Source organism: Geobacter sp. 60473 (genome assembly GCF_036323535.1).
Classification (GTDB): domain Bacteria; phylum Desulfobacterota; class Desulfuromonadia; order Geobacterales; family Geobacteraceae; genus Geobacter; species Geobacter sulfurreducens.
In genome coordinates this window covers 1,326,908-1,344,085 of the sequence record NZ_AP028967.1, presented here as the reverse complement: position 1 = coordinate 1,344,085, position 17,178 = coordinate 1,326,908, and the positions used below count along the sequence as shown (strand labels likewise).

General features: G+C 59.1%; 18 protein-coding genes. 14 read left to right on the top strand and 4 right to left on the bottom strand.

What is annotated here, in order from left to right:
• Positions 1-14 precede the first annotated feature (14 nt).
• Entirely contained in the window at positions 15-932 is a 918-nt protein-coding gene (locus tag AABA48_RS06105; protein WP_286349636.1) for a dihydroorotate dehydrogenase, read from the top strand.
• Between the two features lie 83 nt (positions 933-1,015).
• On the top strand, positions 1,016-2,077 hold the full coding sequence (locus tag AABA48_RS06100; RefSeq protein WP_286349637.1) for a KamA family radical SAM protein: 1,062 nt from the start codon (positions 1,016-1,018) through the stop codon (positions 2,075-2,077).
• Here the strand turns inward: AABA48_RS06100 and epmA are convergent.
• The 3 genes from epmA to infA form a co-directional block, all read right to left on the bottom strand.
• A complete protein-coding gene (gene epmA, locus AABA48_RS06095) occupies positions 2,058-2,981 on the bottom strand; it encodes an EF-P lysine aminoacylase EpmA (protein WP_286349638.1) in 924 nt (307 codons plus the stop codon). The genes AABA48_RS06100 and epmA overlap by 20 nt on opposite strands.
• A 5-nt stretch (positions 2,982-2,986) precedes the next feature.
• Positions 2,987-3,550: an elongation factor P gene (gene efp, locus AABA48_RS06090; RefSeq protein ID WP_010942396.1), complete on the bottom strand. Its 564-nt coding sequence runs from the start codon at positions 3,548-3,550 to the stop codon at positions 2,987-2,989.
• A gap of 287 nt (positions 3,551-3,837) precedes the next feature.
• Positions 3,838-4,056, bottom strand: coding sequence for a translation initiation factor IF-1 (gene infA / locus AABA48_RS06085; protein WP_010942395.1), 219 nt, complete (start codon positions 4,054-4,056; stop codon positions 3,838-3,840).
• 374 nt (positions 4,057-4,430) lie between these two features.
• On the opposite strand from infA, the gene AABA48_RS06080 reads away from it, so the two are divergent.
• The 9 genes from AABA48_RS06080 to AABA48_RS06040 all read left to right on the top strand — a co-directional run bounded on the left by AABA48_RS06080 (position 4,431) and on the right by AABA48_RS06040 (position 12,979).
• A complete protein-coding gene (locus tag AABA48_RS06080; protein ID WP_286349639.1) occupies positions 4,431-4,736 on the top strand; it encodes a hypothetical protein in 306 nt (101 codons plus the stop codon).
• The gene (locus AABA48_RS06075; RefSeq protein ID WP_286349640.1) at positions 4,729-6,045 is read left to right on the top strand and encodes a class I SAM-dependent RNA methyltransferase; all 1,317 of its coding nucleotides are present in this window, start codon (positions 4,729-4,731) and stop codon (positions 6,043-6,045) included. Before AABA48_RS06080 ends, AABA48_RS06075 begins: the two co-directional genes overlap by 8 nt.
• Before the next feature lie 90 nt (positions 6,046-6,135).
• Positions 6,136-7,161, top strand: coding sequence for a tetratricopeptide repeat protein (locus tag AABA48_RS06070; RefSeq protein WP_286349641.1), 1,026 nt, complete (start codon positions 6,136-6,138; stop codon positions 7,159-7,161).
• 121 nt (positions 7,162-7,282) lie between these two features.
• Positions 7,283-7,561 carry an HU family DNA-binding protein gene (locus AABA48_RS06065; protein WP_010942391.1) on the top strand — a complete coding sequence of 93 codons (279 nt, stop codon included), beginning with the start codon at positions 7,283-7,285 and terminating at the stop codon, positions 7,559-7,561.
• 72 nt (positions 7,562-7,633) lie between these two features.
• Positions 7,634-9,208 carry an OmpA family protein gene (locus AABA48_RS06060; RefSeq protein ID WP_286349642.1) on the top strand — a complete coding sequence of 525 codons (1,575 nt, stop codon included), beginning with the start codon at positions 7,634-7,636 and terminating at the stop codon, positions 9,206-9,208.
• A 4-nt stretch (positions 9,209-9,212) separates the two neighbouring features.
• Positions 9,213-9,656 carry a hypothetical protein gene (locus tag AABA48_RS06055; RefSeq protein ID WP_286349643.1) on the top strand — a complete coding sequence of 148 codons (444 nt, stop codon included), beginning with the start codon at positions 9,213-9,215 and terminating at the stop codon, positions 9,654-9,656.
• A gap of 109 nt (positions 9,657-9,765) precedes the next feature.
• Positions 9,766-10,407 (top strand): hypothetical protein, encoded by a 642-nt coding sequence (locus AABA48_RS06050; RefSeq protein ID WP_286349644.1) that lies wholly within the window; start codon positions 9,766-9,768, stop codon positions 10,405-10,407.
• Between the two features lie 17 nt (positions 10,408-10,424).
• A complete protein-coding gene (locus AABA48_RS06045) occupies positions 10,425-12,056 on the top strand; it encodes a Na/Pi cotransporter family protein (RefSeq protein ID WP_286349645.1) in 1,632 nt (543 codons plus the stop codon).
• Positions 12,056-12,979 carry a Ppx/GppA phosphatase family protein gene (locus AABA48_RS06040; RefSeq protein WP_286349646.1) on the top strand — a complete coding sequence of 308 codons (924 nt, stop codon included), beginning with the start codon at positions 12,056-12,058 and terminating at the stop codon, positions 12,977-12,979. Before AABA48_RS06045 ends, AABA48_RS06040 begins: the two co-directional genes overlap by 1 nt.
• Here AABA48_RS06040 and AABA48_RS06035 read toward each other — a convergent pair whose 3' ends face one another.
• A complete protein-coding gene (locus AABA48_RS06035; RefSeq protein WP_286349647.1) occupies positions 12,980-13,303 on the bottom strand; it encodes a c-type cytochrome in 324 nt (107 codons plus the stop codon).
• A gap of 219 nt (positions 13,304-13,522) precedes the next feature.
• Here AABA48_RS06035 and iorA point away from each other — a divergent pair, with 219 nt between their 5' ends.
• From iorA to AABA48_RS06020, 3 genes are read left to right on the top strand one after another with little or no spacing between them, the layout of a single operon-like run.
• Positions 13,523-15,280, top strand: coding sequence for an indolepyruvate ferredoxin oxidoreductase subunit alpha (gene iorA, locus AABA48_RS06030; RefSeq protein ID WP_286349648.1), 1,758 nt, complete (start codon positions 13,523-13,525; stop codon positions 15,278-15,280).
• Positions 15,277-15,855 carry an indolepyruvate oxidoreductase subunit beta gene (locus AABA48_RS06025; RefSeq protein WP_286349649.1) on the top strand — a complete coding sequence of 193 codons (579 nt, stop codon included), beginning with the start codon at positions 15,277-15,279 and terminating at the stop codon, positions 15,853-15,855. The genes iorA and AABA48_RS06025 overlap by 4 nt, the downstream gene beginning before the upstream one ends.
• A 14-nt stretch (positions 15,856-15,869) precedes the next feature.
• Complete coding sequence (locus tag AABA48_RS06020) at positions 15,870-17,177, top strand: phenylacetate--CoA ligase (RefSeq protein WP_286349650.1); 1,308 nt, start codon at positions 15,870-15,872, stop codon at positions 17,175-17,177.
• Position 17,178: the final 1 nt, after the last annotated feature.

Below are 17,178 nucleotides of genomic sequence, written 5' to 3'. Positions count from 1 at the left end.
AGCGAGGAGCACTAATGCAGAAACCTGACCTTTCCGTTGAGATTGCTGGTATAACGCTGAGAAACCCGATCATGACCGCCTCGGGCACCTTCGGCTACGGCGAGGAGTTCTCGGAGTACGTGAACCTGGAGGCCATCGGCGCCATCATCACCAAGGGGCTGTCCCTGAAGCCCAAGGCCGGCAATCCGACCCCGCGCATCGTTGAAACCACCGGCGGAATGCTGAACGCCATTGGTCTGCAGAATGTGGGCATTGATACCTTTGTCGAGAAAAAGGTGCCGTTTCTTCGCACGGTTGCCACGCCGGTTATCGTCAATTTCTTCGGGAACACCCTCGAAGAATATGCCGAGCTCGCCGAGCGCCTGGACCGGATCCCCGAAGTGGCCGCCGTGGAGATCAACATTTCCTGCCCGAACGTCAAACATGGCGGGATCGTTTTCGGCACAGACCCCAAAGCCGCCTATTCGGTGGTAAAGGCAGTGCGGGAGGCCACCATCAAGCCGGTGATCGTCAAGCTGTCGCCCAATGTGACAGATATTGTGGAGATGGCCTGGGCCTGTGCCGATGCGGAAGCCGACGCCCTTTCCCTCATTAATACCCTCACCGGCATGGCCATTGATCTGGATAAGCGTCGTCCAATCCTGGCCAACGTGACCGGCGGCCTCTCCGGACCGGCGGTGAAGCCGATCGCACTACGCATGGTCTGGCAGGTTGCCAGGGCGGTGAAGATTCCGGTTGTCGGTATCGGGGGCATCATGACCGGCATTGATGCACTGGAGTTTATGCTTGCCGGCGCAACGGCCGTACAGGTTGGCACCGCCAACTTCCTGGATCCGGGCGCCGCGGGTCGGATTGCCGAGGAAATGGAGCGATACCTGGCGAATAACGGTATCGCCGATGTTAAGGAGATGATCGGCGCCCTGGAGGTCTAACTCCGGCTGTCAGCACGCATGCCGATGCCAGAGGCGGGGACCGGTGTCTCCGCCTCTGTCCGTTTGCGGGAGGAGCAGAACGTATGGAAACCTGGCGGCGGCTGCTCGCCGATGCAGTCACCACAGCCGATGAGATTGCCGAGCGGTTCGGGGTCGATGCCGGGCAGTTCGCGCCGGTTATCCGCCGCTATCCGATGCGGATCACTCCCGGCTACCTGCGTCTTATGGAAGCGCCGGGAGATCCGATCTGGCGGCAATGCATTCCCGATCCGGCCGAACTGTGCGACGACCAGCAGGCCGACCCCCTGCACGAAGAGCGTCTCTCGCCGGTGCCGGGGCTCATCCATCGTTATCCTGATCGCGTCGTGTGGGTTGTGTCGGGGGAGTGCGCGGTCTACTGCCGTTTCTGCATGCGGAAGCGACAGGTGGGGTGTATGACCTCCCGCCACTGTGAAGATCCTTTCGGCGAACCGCTGCGCTACATTGCCGAAACGCCGGCGATTCGCGACGTGATCCTGTCGGGAGGGGATCCGCTTCTACTGGACGATGAGCAGTTGGAGGAAATCCTTGCCCGCCTGGCTGCCATTCCCCACGTGGAAATGGTCCGGATCGGTACCCGAACCCCCGTGACGCTGCCCGAGCGGATTACGGCCAAGCTCTGTCGCATGCTCAAGCGGTACCATCCCCTCTATGTGAACACCCACTTCAATCATCCCCGCGAGATCACCGCCGAGGCGGCCAAGGCCTGTGCGCGGCTTGCCGACGCAGGCATCCCCCTGGGCAACCAGTCCGTGCTCCTGGCCGGCGTCAATGACGACCCGGTAGTGATGACACGGCTCATGCAGCGGCTTCTTTCCATCCGGGTCCGCCCTTACTACATTCATCAGATGGACCTTGTCCGGGGCACAGGACACTTCCGGACGCCGGTGACAACCGGGCTGGAGATTCTCTCGGCATTGCGGGGAAACACGTCGGGCATGGCCACCCCCCACTACGTAATAGACGCACCAGGGGGAAAGGGGAAGATCCCGTTGCTTCCAGACTGTGTAAGCCGCCGGGGTGACCTGTGGCTGTTACGCACCTACACGGGGGAAACCATCGAATACCGTGATGTGGGGCAGCCGGCTACAGTTCTTCCGGGGTGAAGGCGACTACGTCGTCAATGGAATCAAGATTGAGGAGCAGCATCACCAGGCGGTCAATGCCGACGGCGATGCCGGCGGTGGGCGGCAGGTGGCGGAGTTCCGCGAGAAAGGGCTCGGGCAGGGGAATGGCGCTTTTGCCGTGAGACTCCCTGAACAGCTTCTCCTGTTCGAAGCGGCTTCTCTGCTCAACGGGGTCGGTCAGCTCCGAAAAGGCGTTGGCGAGCTCGATTCCCGCGATGTACAACTCGAAGCGCTCGGCACGGGACGGCTCATCCTGTTTCAGGCGGGCGAGGGCTCCGCGGTCGGCGGGATAATCGCAGATGAAGGTTGGGGTCGTGAAGCCGAGGCGCGGCTCTATGTCGTTAACCATGCACTCGTCGAAGGTGTCGTTGGCCAGGGCCTCCTCCATGGTGCGGTCGCAGTAGCGTTCAAAGGTCTCTGCCACGGAGAGGCGCTGCCACGGGGCTCCCAGACGGATGTTTCTCCCCTTGACGTTCAGCACTTCCCCCATGCCGAGGGCTGCAGCCACGGCGCCGACGAGTTCCTCGCACTCATTCATGAGCCCACGATAGTCTGTTCCGGCCCGATACCATTCGAGCATAGTGAACTCGGGCAGGTGCATGTTTCCCCGTTCGCCATCGCGCCAGCACCGCGAAATCTGGAAAACTTTCTCGTAGCCCGCTGCCACCAGCCGTTTCATGCACAGTTCGGGCGAAGTCTGAAGGAACCATGGACCGGAAGGCACCGGATCGATGTGGGACTCGGGCGCAGGTGCCGGAATGCGAAGGGGGGTCTCGACTTCGAGATACCCCCCTTCAACAAAAAACCGTCTGATTTCTGAAAGGATGCGGGCCCTGGCCCAGAGCGCGGAGCGCCTGCGGGCCAGGTTCCAGTTACCCGTCATGGAGCCTATCCTTTGACCCGTGTTGAATATTCACCGGAACGGGTATCGATGACAATCATCTCGCCCTCCTCGATGAACGGGGGAACGCGGAGGATGTAGCCCGTCTCAACGGTTGCGGGCTTGGAATCGCTGCCCGAGGTGTCGCCCTTGACCCACGGATCGGTCTGGACAACCCGGAGATTGACGAAGTTGGGAAGCGTTACGCCGATGGCTTTCTCGCCGAAGAGAAGGATATCCACTTCAAGATTGTCGATGAGGAAGTTTTTTGCATCGCCAACGGCATCTTCGTCCATCTGAACCTGCTCGAAAGTCTGGTTGTCCATGAAAGTGTAGTGGGTGTCTTCCTTGTACAGGTACTGCATCCGGCGCTCTTCGAGGCGTGCCGGCTCGAAGGTTTCCCCGGAGCGGTAGGTGCGGTCGAGAATGACGCCGGTAATCATGTTCCGCATCTTGGTGCGGTAGAGGGCCTGGCCCTTGCCCGGCTTGGAGAATTCGAACGCAATGACCAAGTAGGGGGCTCCGTCGAGGGTAAGCTTGAGCCCCTTTTTCAGATCGGCGACAGTGTACATAGATACTATCCTCTTTTCGTGGTGGGTATGTATTCCGAAATGGTACTTTTTATCTTAAAATCCAACGGTTGTTAAGAAAAAAATACAGTGTCCGGCACCGGCCCATCGATTTTGAGCATTGATTCCCGTGATGAGTACGGACGGAACAGATAGCGACAGGGCGGGAGAGGGAGCTCTGTTATCCGACGCCTGGGATACCACCGTGGCAGGAGGTCATCGGGGAGACGGCGCAATGAAGGGTGAGCTGACACGTGAGGGGGCCTGACGCCCCCCGGGGCGGGCTGTTGCTATTTGGCGCGATAGGTTATGCGACCACGTGTGAGGTCGTAGGGTGAAAGCTCTACCGTGACCTTGTCGCCCGGAAGTATCTTGATAAAGTACTTGCGCATCTTTCCCGAAATGTGGGCAAGCACCACGTGTCCGTTTTCGAGCTCTACCCTGAACATGGCATTCGGGAGGGGTTCGATGACGGTGCCTTCTACTTCAATTGCTTCTTCTTTGCTCATGGGGTGACCACTGCTCCTTGGCGCGGATGATAGATTCGTTTCAAACTTTGTTAAAGTACCCGCAGCTGCATTAAAATGCAAGCCGTTTTTCAAGCCGGTGCAGGCTTTACGGCATCGTCAACCAGCCGGAAAGCCGATTCGAAGCCCTGTCCGGATTTGCTGCCGAAATGGTGCTGGCGAGGTGGCCTTGCGTCGGATTATCACCTTTACTTCAATGGGGCAGGCGTATTATGCTCAATGCGTCATCACGAGATCCTCAACGAAGGTCAATTTCATACACTATGGCTACAATATTACGCGAAGTTCCCCTCCAGAATGGTCTCACGGTCCGCTTTCTGGACCATACACGTCATTATTTCGGTGATTTTCACCTGGTGCGGCTGGAAATCGTCTGTCAAATCCGGCTCAATGTCGCTTATTTTGAGGATGTTACTGTTTTCGAAGACGCACGCCGCCTTCTGGGCGATGACGTAAGCTACCGCCGTTTCGTCGAGCAGATGGGGGTTCCCACCTCCTCGATGGACGATGTGAAGCAGCAACTGATGGCGAATTTTATGAGCCATTCGCTCGGGTATGTTTCGTCTCACGCCTTCCCGGCACGGTTCGTTCACTCTGAGTTGGAACGCGCCCGCGGCAAACGGCTGAAGGCACCGGGATTCATTGTTTCCGGCCATGACTGAGGCGCGTGTCCGCATTGAATCCCTCGCCTTCGGCGGGGCCGGTTTCGGACGGCTTGAGGGCAAAGCCTGCTTCGTGCCGTTTACCGCTCCGGGCGACCTCGTCCGCATCCGGGTTGCTGTTGACAAGCCGTCTTATCTTGAGGGCGAGGCACTTGAGATTCTTGAGCCGTCACCCGACCGCATCACACCGCCGTGCCCGGTCTTCGGGATCTGTGGCGGGTGTTCATGGCAGCACCTGCGCTACGATGCCCAGGCGGAAGCCAAAGAGTGCATCTTCGCCGATACTCTGTGGCGTTTCGGACGGGTCGAACGGGACGCCGTCGCCCCCTTTGCCGTTGCGGATAATCCCTTTGGCTATCGGTGCCGGGCTCAGTTCAAGGTACGGTGGAGCGGCGGGCGCCTGCACATGGGCTTCTACCGCAGGGGATCTCACTATGTGATTGATGCGCCCGCGGAATGCGTCATCTGTGACCCCGCCATCAATCTGACCCTGCGGGACCTGAGATTGGTTCTGCCGGATTTCTCCGAGCCGGACAAGGTTCCCCAGATTGACGCTGCAACCGGCGAAGACGGACACGTTCTTCTGGTCGTACACTATATCGGAGACGATCCCGGTCGAGCAGCCGACTTTTTTCGCTCGATCCGGCCCCATCTGTCTTCGGTGACCGGCATTCATCTCCAGTGCGGGCGCAAGGATTCCATCATGCCCGTCTGGGGAGTCGATTCACTGTCGTATACCGTTCCCGGGCTGGGCGAGCAGGGGCGCCCCCTGTCCCTGTCGTTCAGGAGGGGAGGGTTCTCCCAGGTAAATTATCGCCAGAACCGGGTGCTGGTGAGCAGGGCTTTGCAACTGGCCGAAGCGGGACGCGGCCGACGGGTGCTCGATCTGTTTTGCGGCAACGGCAATTTTTCGCTTCCCCTGGCGTCCGGCGGAGCTCAGCTCGTTGGAATCGAGGACTACGGGCCGTCAATCGACGATGCGCGGAAAAACGCGGACTTCAACGGGATCGCTGATGTGGAATTTATCGCCATCGACGCCGCCGACGGCACCCGCCGCCTGAGAACTGCGGGTGAGCATTTCGATACGGTCATCCTTGATCCCCCCCGGACCGGTGCCCGGGATGCGGTCGGTGAGGTGGCGATACTGGCTCCGGAACGTATCGTGTACGTCTCCTGTGATCCGCCGACGCTCGGACGCGATCTCGGAGTGCTGCGCAAAGCTGGATACCGCGTGGTCGGCAGCCATGGCGTCGATATGTTTCCTCAGACCTACCACATAGAGAGCGTAACGCTCCTGATACGCTCCTGACGTTACACGTTATACAGTAACGGTTCGACTCCGGTCGGCAGCTATTTTGTTATAGGTACGACATCAAAGAAGATTTTTCGGGAGGTAGCCATGTTTTTCAGGAAACTGTTTCGCAAAGACCCCGCCAGCTGTATGGAAAAAGGGGACAAGTTTCTCGCTGCCGGACGTTACGCCGATGCACGGGTAGCATTTGATGATGCGCTGGAGGCTCTCGACGCATCCGATCCGTCATCTGCCGCCCTGTCGACGGCCATCAGGGAAAAGATGGCCATAGCCGGCAACCGGCTGGCAGAAGCCAACATCGAGGAGGCCGAGGCTTGCATCCGGGGGGGTGACATGCACAAGGCCGAGGATCACCTTAATTTGTCACTGGAGTTGGCAGATGACGTAACCATACGGGAAAAGACGGAAAAACTTCTCTCCTCGTTACTCTCCTCGCAGGAATCCACTCCCCAGCCGGCCAAGCATGTCCACTCAAAGGGCTGTGGCGGGGGATGCTCATCCTCAAGTTGCCATCCCAGTGATTCTGCGGAGATTTCTGAAGACGGCCTCTCAGAGTCTGACCGGTTTGAGCTCCTGGTTCGCCCTTTGCCGGGTGATTTACCGGAGCGTTATCTCAGTTTGGGAAAGGAATTTGCAAAGGGCTATTTGGCTGCGCACGAAGGAGACCTCGGCACGGCATGGGTCATCTTTGAACGTCTTCTGGCTCAAGGCGAAAACGATGTGCTCCTCTACGAACTTTCTCTTCTCTCGCACCGCGAAGGAGATCGCAGACGGTGTGAAGTGCTGTTGCGCCGTTGCTTGCAGCTTAATGGGGAAAATCCTCTCGGCAACCTGGGGCTTGTCCAGTTTCTGGCCGAGAGCAACCGCTTTGATGAGGCGATCGCGCTGTTGGAGAGTATGGTCGAACGGAGTATCCTCCCCGAACAGTCTGAATTGTTCCTGGGAGATCTTCGTCAGGCCCGGGGCGAGAATGATGCGGCGATTGAGCATTACTCCCGTCTCCTTGGCGGCGCACTGAAAAAAGAGGCTGCGCAACGGCTTGTACCAATGCTTGAGGCGAGCGGCCGTCACGCTGACGCAGCGTATGTGGCGAAACAACTGCGATGTTGCTGAAATTATTTCGACTTCATCGGTAAAGTTTCGTTTCCGCCCGCCGAAGAGATAGTAACGGATACTGTTCTCGCTTTCATGCGATGCAGATCGTAGTTTATTCACTTTATTGAGGAGGACGGGAATGAACAAATCCGAACTGATTGAGGCGTTGGCGGCGGAGAAGGGCCTTACCTACAAAAAGGCCGAAGAAGTCGTCAATATCGTATTCGATTCAATGAGCAGTGCGATGATCCGTAATGAGCGAATCGAGATTCGCGGTTTCGGGAGTTTTGTCGTCAAGGATTACAAGTCTTATACGGGGCGTAACCCCAAGACCGGCGAACCCATTGAGGTCAAACCCAAGAAACTTCCATTTTTCAAGGTCGGCAAGGAGCTGAAGGAGCGCGTTGACGGCAAGTGATTCCAGCTTCTCCCTTTTGGCGAGCAGGTGATCATAACTTCTACTGGTCAGCGTTGCGGATGACACCTCTTAATGCAGAGACTTCGGGTAATTCTTACAATCTTCCTCTCGCTGCTCGCCTCGGAGGTTTTTGCTAACCCATCCACCAGCGGCGAGACGGGACTCATCACGGTCCCGTCGGCCGAAACCCTTGACGCGGGCAATATTTGCGTCGGTCTATGGGGAATAGGCACCGGTACGCAGGCGGATAACGCCCTGACCCTCCCCGCGTCGCTCACGCTCGGCATAGGCTCGTTCTGGGAAATTTACGGCAACTATCCGAACCTGCTGTTCAACGGCGATGAGGACAAGACCGACCGGGGCTACGCCGAAATAGGAACCAAACTTCGTTTTCTCGGCAAGAGAAGCTCACCCCTTAAGGCTGCAGTCGATCTCTTTGTACAGCGGCAGATCTCCGAAGACCCCGACGTGGATGGAACGACCCACGGCGGCGGCCGCCTCATCGCCTCCTATACCTCCGAACAACTCGGCGTGCACGGCAATCTGGGCTATCTCTTCACAGGCTCTTATGCCAACAGGTCGGTTGATGATGAAATCCTCTACGGTTTCGGCATCGACTATACGCCCGCAACACGCCTGAGGTTCACGGCAGAGCTGACGGGAAGCACCGGACGCTTCACGGACCAGGACGCTCCCCTGGAGGGGCTCCTCGGATTCCAGTATTACATCTCGCCGCACCTCACCCTCAATCTTGCCGGCGGACTCGGTCTTTCCGATGCCAGCCCCGACTGGCGCGCCGTGGCCGGACTCACGGCATGTCAAGGCGTCGGTACCTACATCAAGCCTGTCCCTCGACTGGGAGGCGGCGATTTCGAGGAAGAAAAGCAAAAGAAGAAAGAACCAGTGAAGATCAGGAAGATCATACCGATTTCCCCCCTCCTGATCAGCTCCCTTTCCCAGCCTGCTCCGGTCAGCAAGCTTGAGGTTCCTCTCGGTCAGGACAAGGAAGATGTTGTTATCAAGCCGTACGGGAGGGTGACCCTTGCCGCCCAGGCTGCTAATGCGCCTGTTGCTGTAGCTGCCGCATCCGAAGAGGTTGCACTGGGGCAGGGGGGCGAGGAGGTGCGTCTGGCCACCCGATCCGTGGACGGGCACGAGAACGTGGCCCTTGAATACACTCTGAGCAGACTGGAAGGTGTTACCCCACTGTACAGTGTCGACGTCAAGGGACAGAATTTCCAGGTGGCATCAGCCGCGCACGAGAATATTCCGGAAGCAATGACCGTCTACCGCAAGTTCCGCTTTCCGGACGTATCCTTCGATTTCGATCAGTGGAGCCTTTCCGCCGAAGGGAAAAAGGCCCTTTCCGAGGTTGCCGAGCAGATTCGCAGGGACAAACGGTGGGTTTATCTCCGGATCGACGGGCATACGGACAACATCGGCTCAGTCGGCTACAACATGGATTTATCCCTCAAACGTGCCATTTCGGTGGCCAGCTATCTCATTGCCCGCGAAGGGATCGACCCGTCCCGCCTCTTTGTCAAGGGACTCGGCAAGTCAAGGTCCATTGGCGACAACAAGACTGCCGAAGGGAGAAAACTCAATCGCCGAGGAGAGATTCTGTTTTTGATCCCCAAGGACGAGTAAATCCGTGAGACGACTCATACCCACATGTTTGGTTATCGCCCTCGGTGTGCTCGCCGGAGCCTCCGCTTTTGCGGCTGAGAAGCAGCCGGGTGAAGAGGTCGCATTCATACGTTCCTCGGGCAAGGCGTTCAGTCTGGACCGCTCTGTCCGCAAACAGCTGGACGTTGCGGCATCCCGGGTAGCTGCCCAGGATGGCCGGCGCATCATCGTGATCGAAGGGGGCGCACGCCGGGGAGGCAGTGACGAGGAGCGGGTGCGTAATTCCCTCAACCTTGCCATGATGGCTGAAAAATACCTCCGCCGCTGCCACTCCCTCTCCGGGGAGATACTTCTTGCCGCGGCACCCGAACCAACGGGCAAAGGGCGTGAATTCATCCGTATCCTGACGCATCCCGATGATTTTACGGCAGTGCATGTGTCGCGGGCCGGTGCGTCGACCAAACCGTAAAACGCACGGACAATCGGATATCCATTCTCAGCCGGCAATCTCGCAGGGACAGCCGGGCCGAAACATGCTACACTTTTTCCTGTTCGCCAGCCATTCAGGGGGTCCTGCCATGAAAGCCCACGTTTACGCGTTGCTCATTGCCATAGTGTTTCTTGCCGGCTGCAGCGGCATCAAGGTCGTTCCCCTGCAGGTACCGCAGGGAGTCGTGAACCTCTCCGACAACTCCCAGACCGTCACCAAAGACGGCGTATCCATTACGGTGGCAAATTCCAACACGGAAATGGTCTCCTACAATCTTGACGGCACAGTGACCGCCTTCGTGGTAACCATTGATAACCAATCCCCGCGGGAAATCGGTTTCGACACGGGTTCCTTCCTGCTGCTGGACGGTCAGAATCGCCAGTACCTCCCCCTGACGCCCGAGCAGGTCAAAGAACTGATGAGCCGAGATTCCTACTACCTCATCCCATATCCCTACGTCGGGTTTTATTATCTGGAAGACTACGAAAGGACCTCCTTCTACAACACCACAGAGTCGCAGCTTCCCTACTACTACGAAGTCTATCCCCAGGACATCCAGACTCGCGCGCTGGCGGCCAACCCGGTGATCCCCGGAGCAAAGTCGACCGGCCTCGTCTATTTCCGGATCGATCTCGGGGCGGTTAAGGAAGTTAAGCTCCTTATCTACCGCAGCGGCAGCTCGAAATCGGCAGCGCCCGATTTCCTCTTCCCCTTCGCGGTCGGCAAGTAGCCTCCGCCATCGGACCAATGCAGTACCTCTCCATCCTGGAGGCCCTGGGCGGGCTCGGCGTTTTCATCCTCGGCATGAAGACCATGTCCGAGGGACTCCAGAAGATTGCCGGCGACCGGTTTCGGCGCCACCTGGAGCGCATTGCCGGAAACCGGCTGACCGCAGCCCTTCTCGGCAGCACCCTGTCGTCGCTCCTCCAGTCGTCCAGCGCCGCGTGCATCATCACGGTCGGCTTCATCAACGCAGGGCTCATTTCTCTCTACCAGGCCCTGGGCATTCTCCTGGGAACCGGCATCGGCACAACCCTGGCCGTCCAGTTCATTGCCTTCAAGATCAGCTCCTTTGCCTTGCCGGCCGTTTTCGTCGGAGTCTGCCTGCGCTGCTTTCTCCGCAGGCGGAGGTGGGTGAACGCCGGTGAGCTCATCCTGGGCGCCGGTCTCCTGTTCCTCGGGCTTCGCATCATGGAGTCGAATCTCCAGCCCCTTCAGGAATACGCCATTGTGTTCACCCACCAGGACATGTTCGTTTCCAAGCGGATTGCCGCTGTTCTGTTCGGTGCGACGCTCACCTTGCTCGTTCAGTCTGGAAGTACCGCCATCGCCGTGATCATGGCACTGGCGGGGAGCAGCCTGGTATCCTTTGAAACCGGAGCCGCCATGGTGATCGGTGAACTCCTCGGAACCTCTGTCATCACCGCCTTTGCCTCGATCGGGGGAACGCTCGAAGCGAAGCGGACGGTCTTTTTCTACTTCATGGTGAACCTTCTTGCCGTCATGGTCGTGATGCTGGTGTTCCCCTCCTACCTTTCCTTTGTCACATACATTTCTCCGGAGGATATCGCATCGTCCGCCGGCATCTCCCGGGTCCTGGCCAATACCCACACCCTGTTCAGCATCATGAGCGCGGTGATTTTCCTGCCGCTCATCGGCTTTTTCGCGCGCACCGCCCCGCGCATCATCCCCGGCAGCGAGAGGGCTTCCAGCGTGGAGGCGCGCACCGTGTTCATCGACCCGCGGGTGCTCAATACACCTCCGATTGCGCTGCTGCAGGCGCGCAGCGAGTTGAGGCGCATGGCCGGCATTTCCCTGACCATGTATTCTGAAATGGTTGAGCAGTTTTTCCGTTATGATGCTCGAAAGGCCGTGGGCATCCGCCAGAAGGAGAACGCGGTCGATATCCTCCAGCGGGATCTGACCGATTTTCTCGTGTCGTTGTCGCGGCGCGAGCTAGCGCCCGAGGCATCAATGGAAATCCCGGTCATGCTCCAGTTGATCGGTGAACTGGAACATGTGGCGGACCAGAGCGAGGCGGTTCTCGACTATCTGAGGCGCAAAAAAGAGGAAAAGCTCCTCTTTTCCAACGCCGCCATGACCGAGATCAGGCACCTTGCCCGGACGGTTGAAAAGCTCGTTGACCTTGCGGTCGAGACCATGGATAATCCGCCGCCCGATGCCGTTGAGCAGGGCCGGTCGCTGCGCGATGACGTGGGCCGGCAGCGTGAGGCAATGCTCGACGGACACATCAAGCGCCTCTCTGCAGGCAAATGTTCCGTTCGCGCAGGAATCATCTACGCTGACATGATTACGGCCTTTGTCAAAATCGCCGATTCAAGTGTCACCATCATTGAAACCAGGAAGGAGTTCACCTGATGCCGTTCCCTGCAGCCTCCATCGACCTCGGCACCAATACGGCCCGGCTTCTGATCGGATCAGTAGAGGCGGGCCGGATCGAGCACCTGCTCGTAAAGCGCCACATCACACGACTGGGTGGAGGGTTTACAAAGGAGCGGGGGATTTCGCCGGAGGCGTGGGACCGCTCACTGGCCGCTCTTGGCGACTTTGCGGACGAGATGCGCCGCGCGGGCGTCGTCCGTGTGCGGGCCGTGGCGACCAGCGCGGTTCGGGACGCCGTGAACGGCGCGGATTTTTGCGCCCACGTGGCCGAGCGGACCGGCATCAGCCTGGAAGTGATCGACGGGAAAGAGGAGGGGCTTCTGACTCTGGCGGGGGTCCTGTCGGGCCTCGACCGGAAGGAGGGGCGCTTCTTTGTTTTTGACGTGGGGGGAGGGAGCACTGAATACACTCTTGCCAACGGGAACGCTCCCCTGTACACTGAGAGTCTTCCCCTGGGGGTGGTGAGGTTGACGGAAGGCAAGCCCGACCTGCCGGCCATGGAGGAGAAGGTCGGGCGCGAACTCGCCGGGCTCAGGGAGCGGTTGGCCAGCAGGGCACTTGATGGACAGCTTGCGGGAGCGACGCTGGTGGGCACTGCCGGCACGGCAACGACCCTGGCCGCCATCAGTCTGGGAATGACCGATTACGATTATCGGCGAGTCAACAACCACCTGCTGTCCCGTGATGAAATCGCGCGTATTCTGGCCCTGCTTCTTCCCCTTTCCCCGGCCGAACGCCTGACGGTGCCCGGCCTGGAAAAGGGGAGGGAAGATCTTATCGTGGCCGGAACGCTCATAACACTTGCCACTATGGACTTGTTCGGCTTCGAATCCATGACCGTCAGCGACTTCGGCTTGCTGGAAGGTGCCCTGATCGGCCTTGCCCGCACCGTTGAATAGTTAGCCCCCGGGATTCCCAAAGCTCCTGATGAGCTGCATAAGGGCCTTCATGTCTTCTCCGCCCGGGTCGAGCGGTTTCCCCTTGAGGGCCTTTTCAATGCAACGGTTTACAATTGCGGCAAGCTTCGCGTCATCGTAGCTGGAGCCGGCCCATTCGAGCTTCTTCCCCCCGGGATGACAACTGCTGCAGCTTGTGCCGCTCGTTCCCAGTTGCGTACTTTCAAAAAGCTCCCTGCCCCTGTCCGCCGACCCGGCGGCATCAGCAGACAATGCAAGCGCACACAGGCCCAGTCCCACTGCTGCTTCCCGGATAACCCGCTTCATAGTGACCTCCCCATTGCTGAATTACTTCGTTTTCTTCACATGGTACGGGAGTATGTCGCACTGTCAACAGGTCGGGCGAGTTTAGCCCGATCAAACAGTTCTTTGGCAGTAAAAACCCGTTTTACAAAGCAGTTGACTTACAATCCCCTTATTTGTATAGTCTTTGCACCTTTTTAGGGGGGCATGCCCCTTATTTTATTTTTCAGGAACCAGACAACCATGAAGGAAATTCTATCAGGCAACGAAGCCATCGCCCGAGGAGCCTTCGAGGCAGGGGTGAAGGTTGCCAGTGCCTACCCGGGCACCCCTTCCACCGAAATTCTCGAAAACATCGTCAACTACAAGGAAATTGACGCTTCATGGGCACCCAACGAAAAGGTTGCCCTTGAGGTCGCGATCGGCGCCTCGTTCGGCGGCGGCCGTTCCATCGCCTGCATGAAGCACGTGGGGGTCAACGTCGCGGCCGACCCGCTCTTCACCCTGTCGTACACCGGGGTGGGTGGCGGATTGGTGCTGGTCGTGGCGGATGACCCCGAGATGCATTCGTCCCAGGACGAGCAGGACAGCCGCAACTATGCACGGTTCGCCAAGGTCCCGATGCTGGAGCCGGCCGATTCCCAGGAGTGCAAGGATTTCACCAGGCTTGCATTCGAAATTTCGGAGCAGTTCGATACTCCGGTTATGCTCCGCAGCTGCACCCGGATTTCCCACGGCAAATCGATCGTGGAGCTGGGTGAACCGGCAACCGGACTCCCCACGCCGAAGCTCGTCAAGAATCCCGCCAAGCTCGTCATGCTCCCCGGCAATGCCCGGGTGCGGCACCCCTTCGTGGAAGAGCGGCTCCTGAAACTTGCGGACTATGGTCGTACCGCTGCCGTCAACCGGGTGGAGATGCGCGACACGGAACTCGGTATCATCACCGCGGGGGTGTCTTACCAGTATGTCCGCGAGGTGTTCCCCAACGCCTCGGTACTCAAGCTCGGCATGGTGTATCCTCTCCCGATGGATCTCATCAGGGAGTTTGCCTCGAAGGTCGCGAAGCTTATCGTGGTGGAGGAGCTGGACGCGTTTATCGAGGATCAGGTGAAGGCTGCCGGCATCAGCGTCACCGGCAAGGACGTCATCCCCCTGTGCGGAGAACTGACACCGGGTCGGCTGCGTGCCGCCTTCGGCATCCCCGGTGCCCCCCAGGTGACGGTGGAGAATCTTCCGGGCCGTCCGCCGAACATGTGCCCCGGCTGTCCCCATCGCGGCGTCTTTTTCACACTCAACCAGTTGAAGGCCTATGTGACCGGTGACATAGGCTGCTACACCCTCGGCTTCATGCCGCCCCTCAACGCCATGGATACCTGTGTCTGCATGGGGGCGAGCATCAGCAGCGCCAGCGGCATCGTGCGCGTCCTTTCGGACGAGGAGAAGAAAAAGGTAGTGGCAGTGATCGGCGATTCAACCTTCCTCCACACGGGCGTCAACAGCCTTATGGAGATGGCCTACAACAAAGCCCCCGCAACGGTGGTGATTCTCGATAACAGGATCACGGCCATGACGGGGCGCCAGGACAATCCGGCGTCCGGGTGGACCCTGATGGACGATTCCACCAACGCGGTGGATCTGGTCCAGCTTTGCACTGCCCTCGGCATTCGACACGTGCGGGTGGTGGACCCCCTGGACCTCGACCAGACCCGCGCGGCTCTTCAGGAAGAGATGAACCGTCCCGAGCCGTCGGTAATCATCACCAACCGTCCCTGCGTGCTGGTGAAGCGGGAAGGGGTCTTCCAGAAGGGGCTCGTCCTGTCCGTCGACCAGGATCACTGTACCGGCTGCAAGGCGTGCCTGAAGATCGGTTGTCCGGCAATCGAGTGGATCCCTGCTCCGGAGGGCAAAAAAGGAAAAGCAAAGATCGATCCACTGCTCTGCAATGGCTGCGATGTCTGCCGCCAGCTCTGTAAGTTCAATGCCATCGGGAGGGCCCAATGAGCGACACCATCACCAACATCCTCCTGGTGGGCGTGGGCGGGCAGGGAATACTGCTCGCGTCTGAAATCCTCTCCGAGGCATTCATGCTGGCCGGGTTCGACGTGAAAAAGAGCGAAATCCACGGCATGTCCCAGCGGGGAGGGAGTGTTGTCTCCCATGTCCGCTACGGCAAGGAAGTCCATTCGCCCATCGTACCCGAAGGGGAGGGGGACATCCTCTTCGGCTTCGAGCTGATGGAAACCTATCGCTATCTGCCCCTGCTCAGGAAGGGGGGGACCGTGGTGGCCAACGATCTGCGCATTTCGCCGCCGTCGGTGCTCTTGGGGCAGGCGAGCTACCCTGATGATCTGCCGGACAGGATTCGGGCGCTGTTCCCTGATTTTCTCCTAGTGGACGGACAGCACCTCGCCGCCGAGGCCGGTAATGTCAGGGCCGCCAATACGGTGCTCCTGGGCGCCGTGGCAAAGCGGCTCGATATCCCTGACGAGTGCTGGCACAAGGCCCTGGAGCGGATGGTTCCCTCAAAGGCGCTCGATGTGAACCGTAAGGCTTTCCAGTTGGGCAGGTCCCTGTAACAATCGAGGTTGCCATGAGTTTCCACAACGAAGAGTTTGAAACGCTTCCCCGCCAGGCACTGGAAGCCCTGCAGCTCAAGCGCCTCCAGGCTACCGTGGCCCGCGTGCAGGCGGCCGTTCCGTTCTACCGTCAGAGCTTCGAGCGCGCCGGCATCGCTTCTGACTGCATCAAATCCCTTGACGATCTCCGGCGGCTTCCCTTTACCGTGAAGCAGGACATGCGCGACAGCTATCCCTACGGCCTGTTTGCCGCCCCCATGGACGACATCGTGCGGATCCATGCGTCGAGCGGGACCACCGGCAAGCCGACCGTGGTCGGTTACACACGGAAAGACATCGAAATCTGGTCGGAGCTCATGGCGCGCTCCTTTGCCGCCGCCGGCGTCCACAAGGGCGACATTATCCATAATGCTTACGGCTACGGACTCTTCACCGGCGGCCTCGGCGCTCACTACGGCGCCGAGCGGCTGGGAGCCTCGGTCATTCCCATGTCCGGCGGCAACACCAAGAAGCAGATCATGATCATGAAGGATTTCGGCTCGACGGTCCTCACCTGCACCCCTTCCTACTCCCTGTTCATGGCCGAAGCCGCCCGGGAGGAAGGGGTGGACTTCCGCCAGCTCAAGCTTCACGTGGGCATCTTCGGCGCCGAGCCGTGGTCCGAATCAATGCGCGCCGAGATCGAGCAGAAGCTCAACCTCTGTGCCATTGACATCTACGGCCTGTCGGAGATCATGGGGCCCGGCGTGGCCATCGAGTGCCGCGAAGCCAAGAAAGGGCTCCATATCTGGGAGGACCATTTCATTCCCGAGATCATCAACCCCGACACGGGCGAGGTGCTGCCCGAAGGCGAGAGGGGCGAACTGGTCATCACCACCATCACCAAGGAAGGCATCCCACTCATCCGCTACCGCACCAGGGACATCACGAGCCTCACCTACGAGCCGTGCAGCTGCGGACGCACCCATGCCCGACTCTCGCGCATGACGGGGCGCAGCGACGATATGCTCATCATCCGCGGAGTCAACGTCTTCCCGTCCCAGATCGAATCGATCCTCATGCGGATCGAAGGGGTCGAACCTCACTATCTCCTCATCATCGATCGCAAGGACAACCTCGACACTCTTGAGGTGCAGGTCGAGGTGGACGAGCAGCTCTTCTCGGATGAGATCAAGGTGCTCCAGGCCCTTTCGCACAGCATCGAGAAGGAGATCAAGGACCTGCTCGGCGTCACCTGCAAGGTGAGGCTGGTGGAGCCCCAGACCATCGCCCGGAGCGAGGGTAAGGCAAAAAGGGTCATCGACAACCGGCTGATCAGCTGAC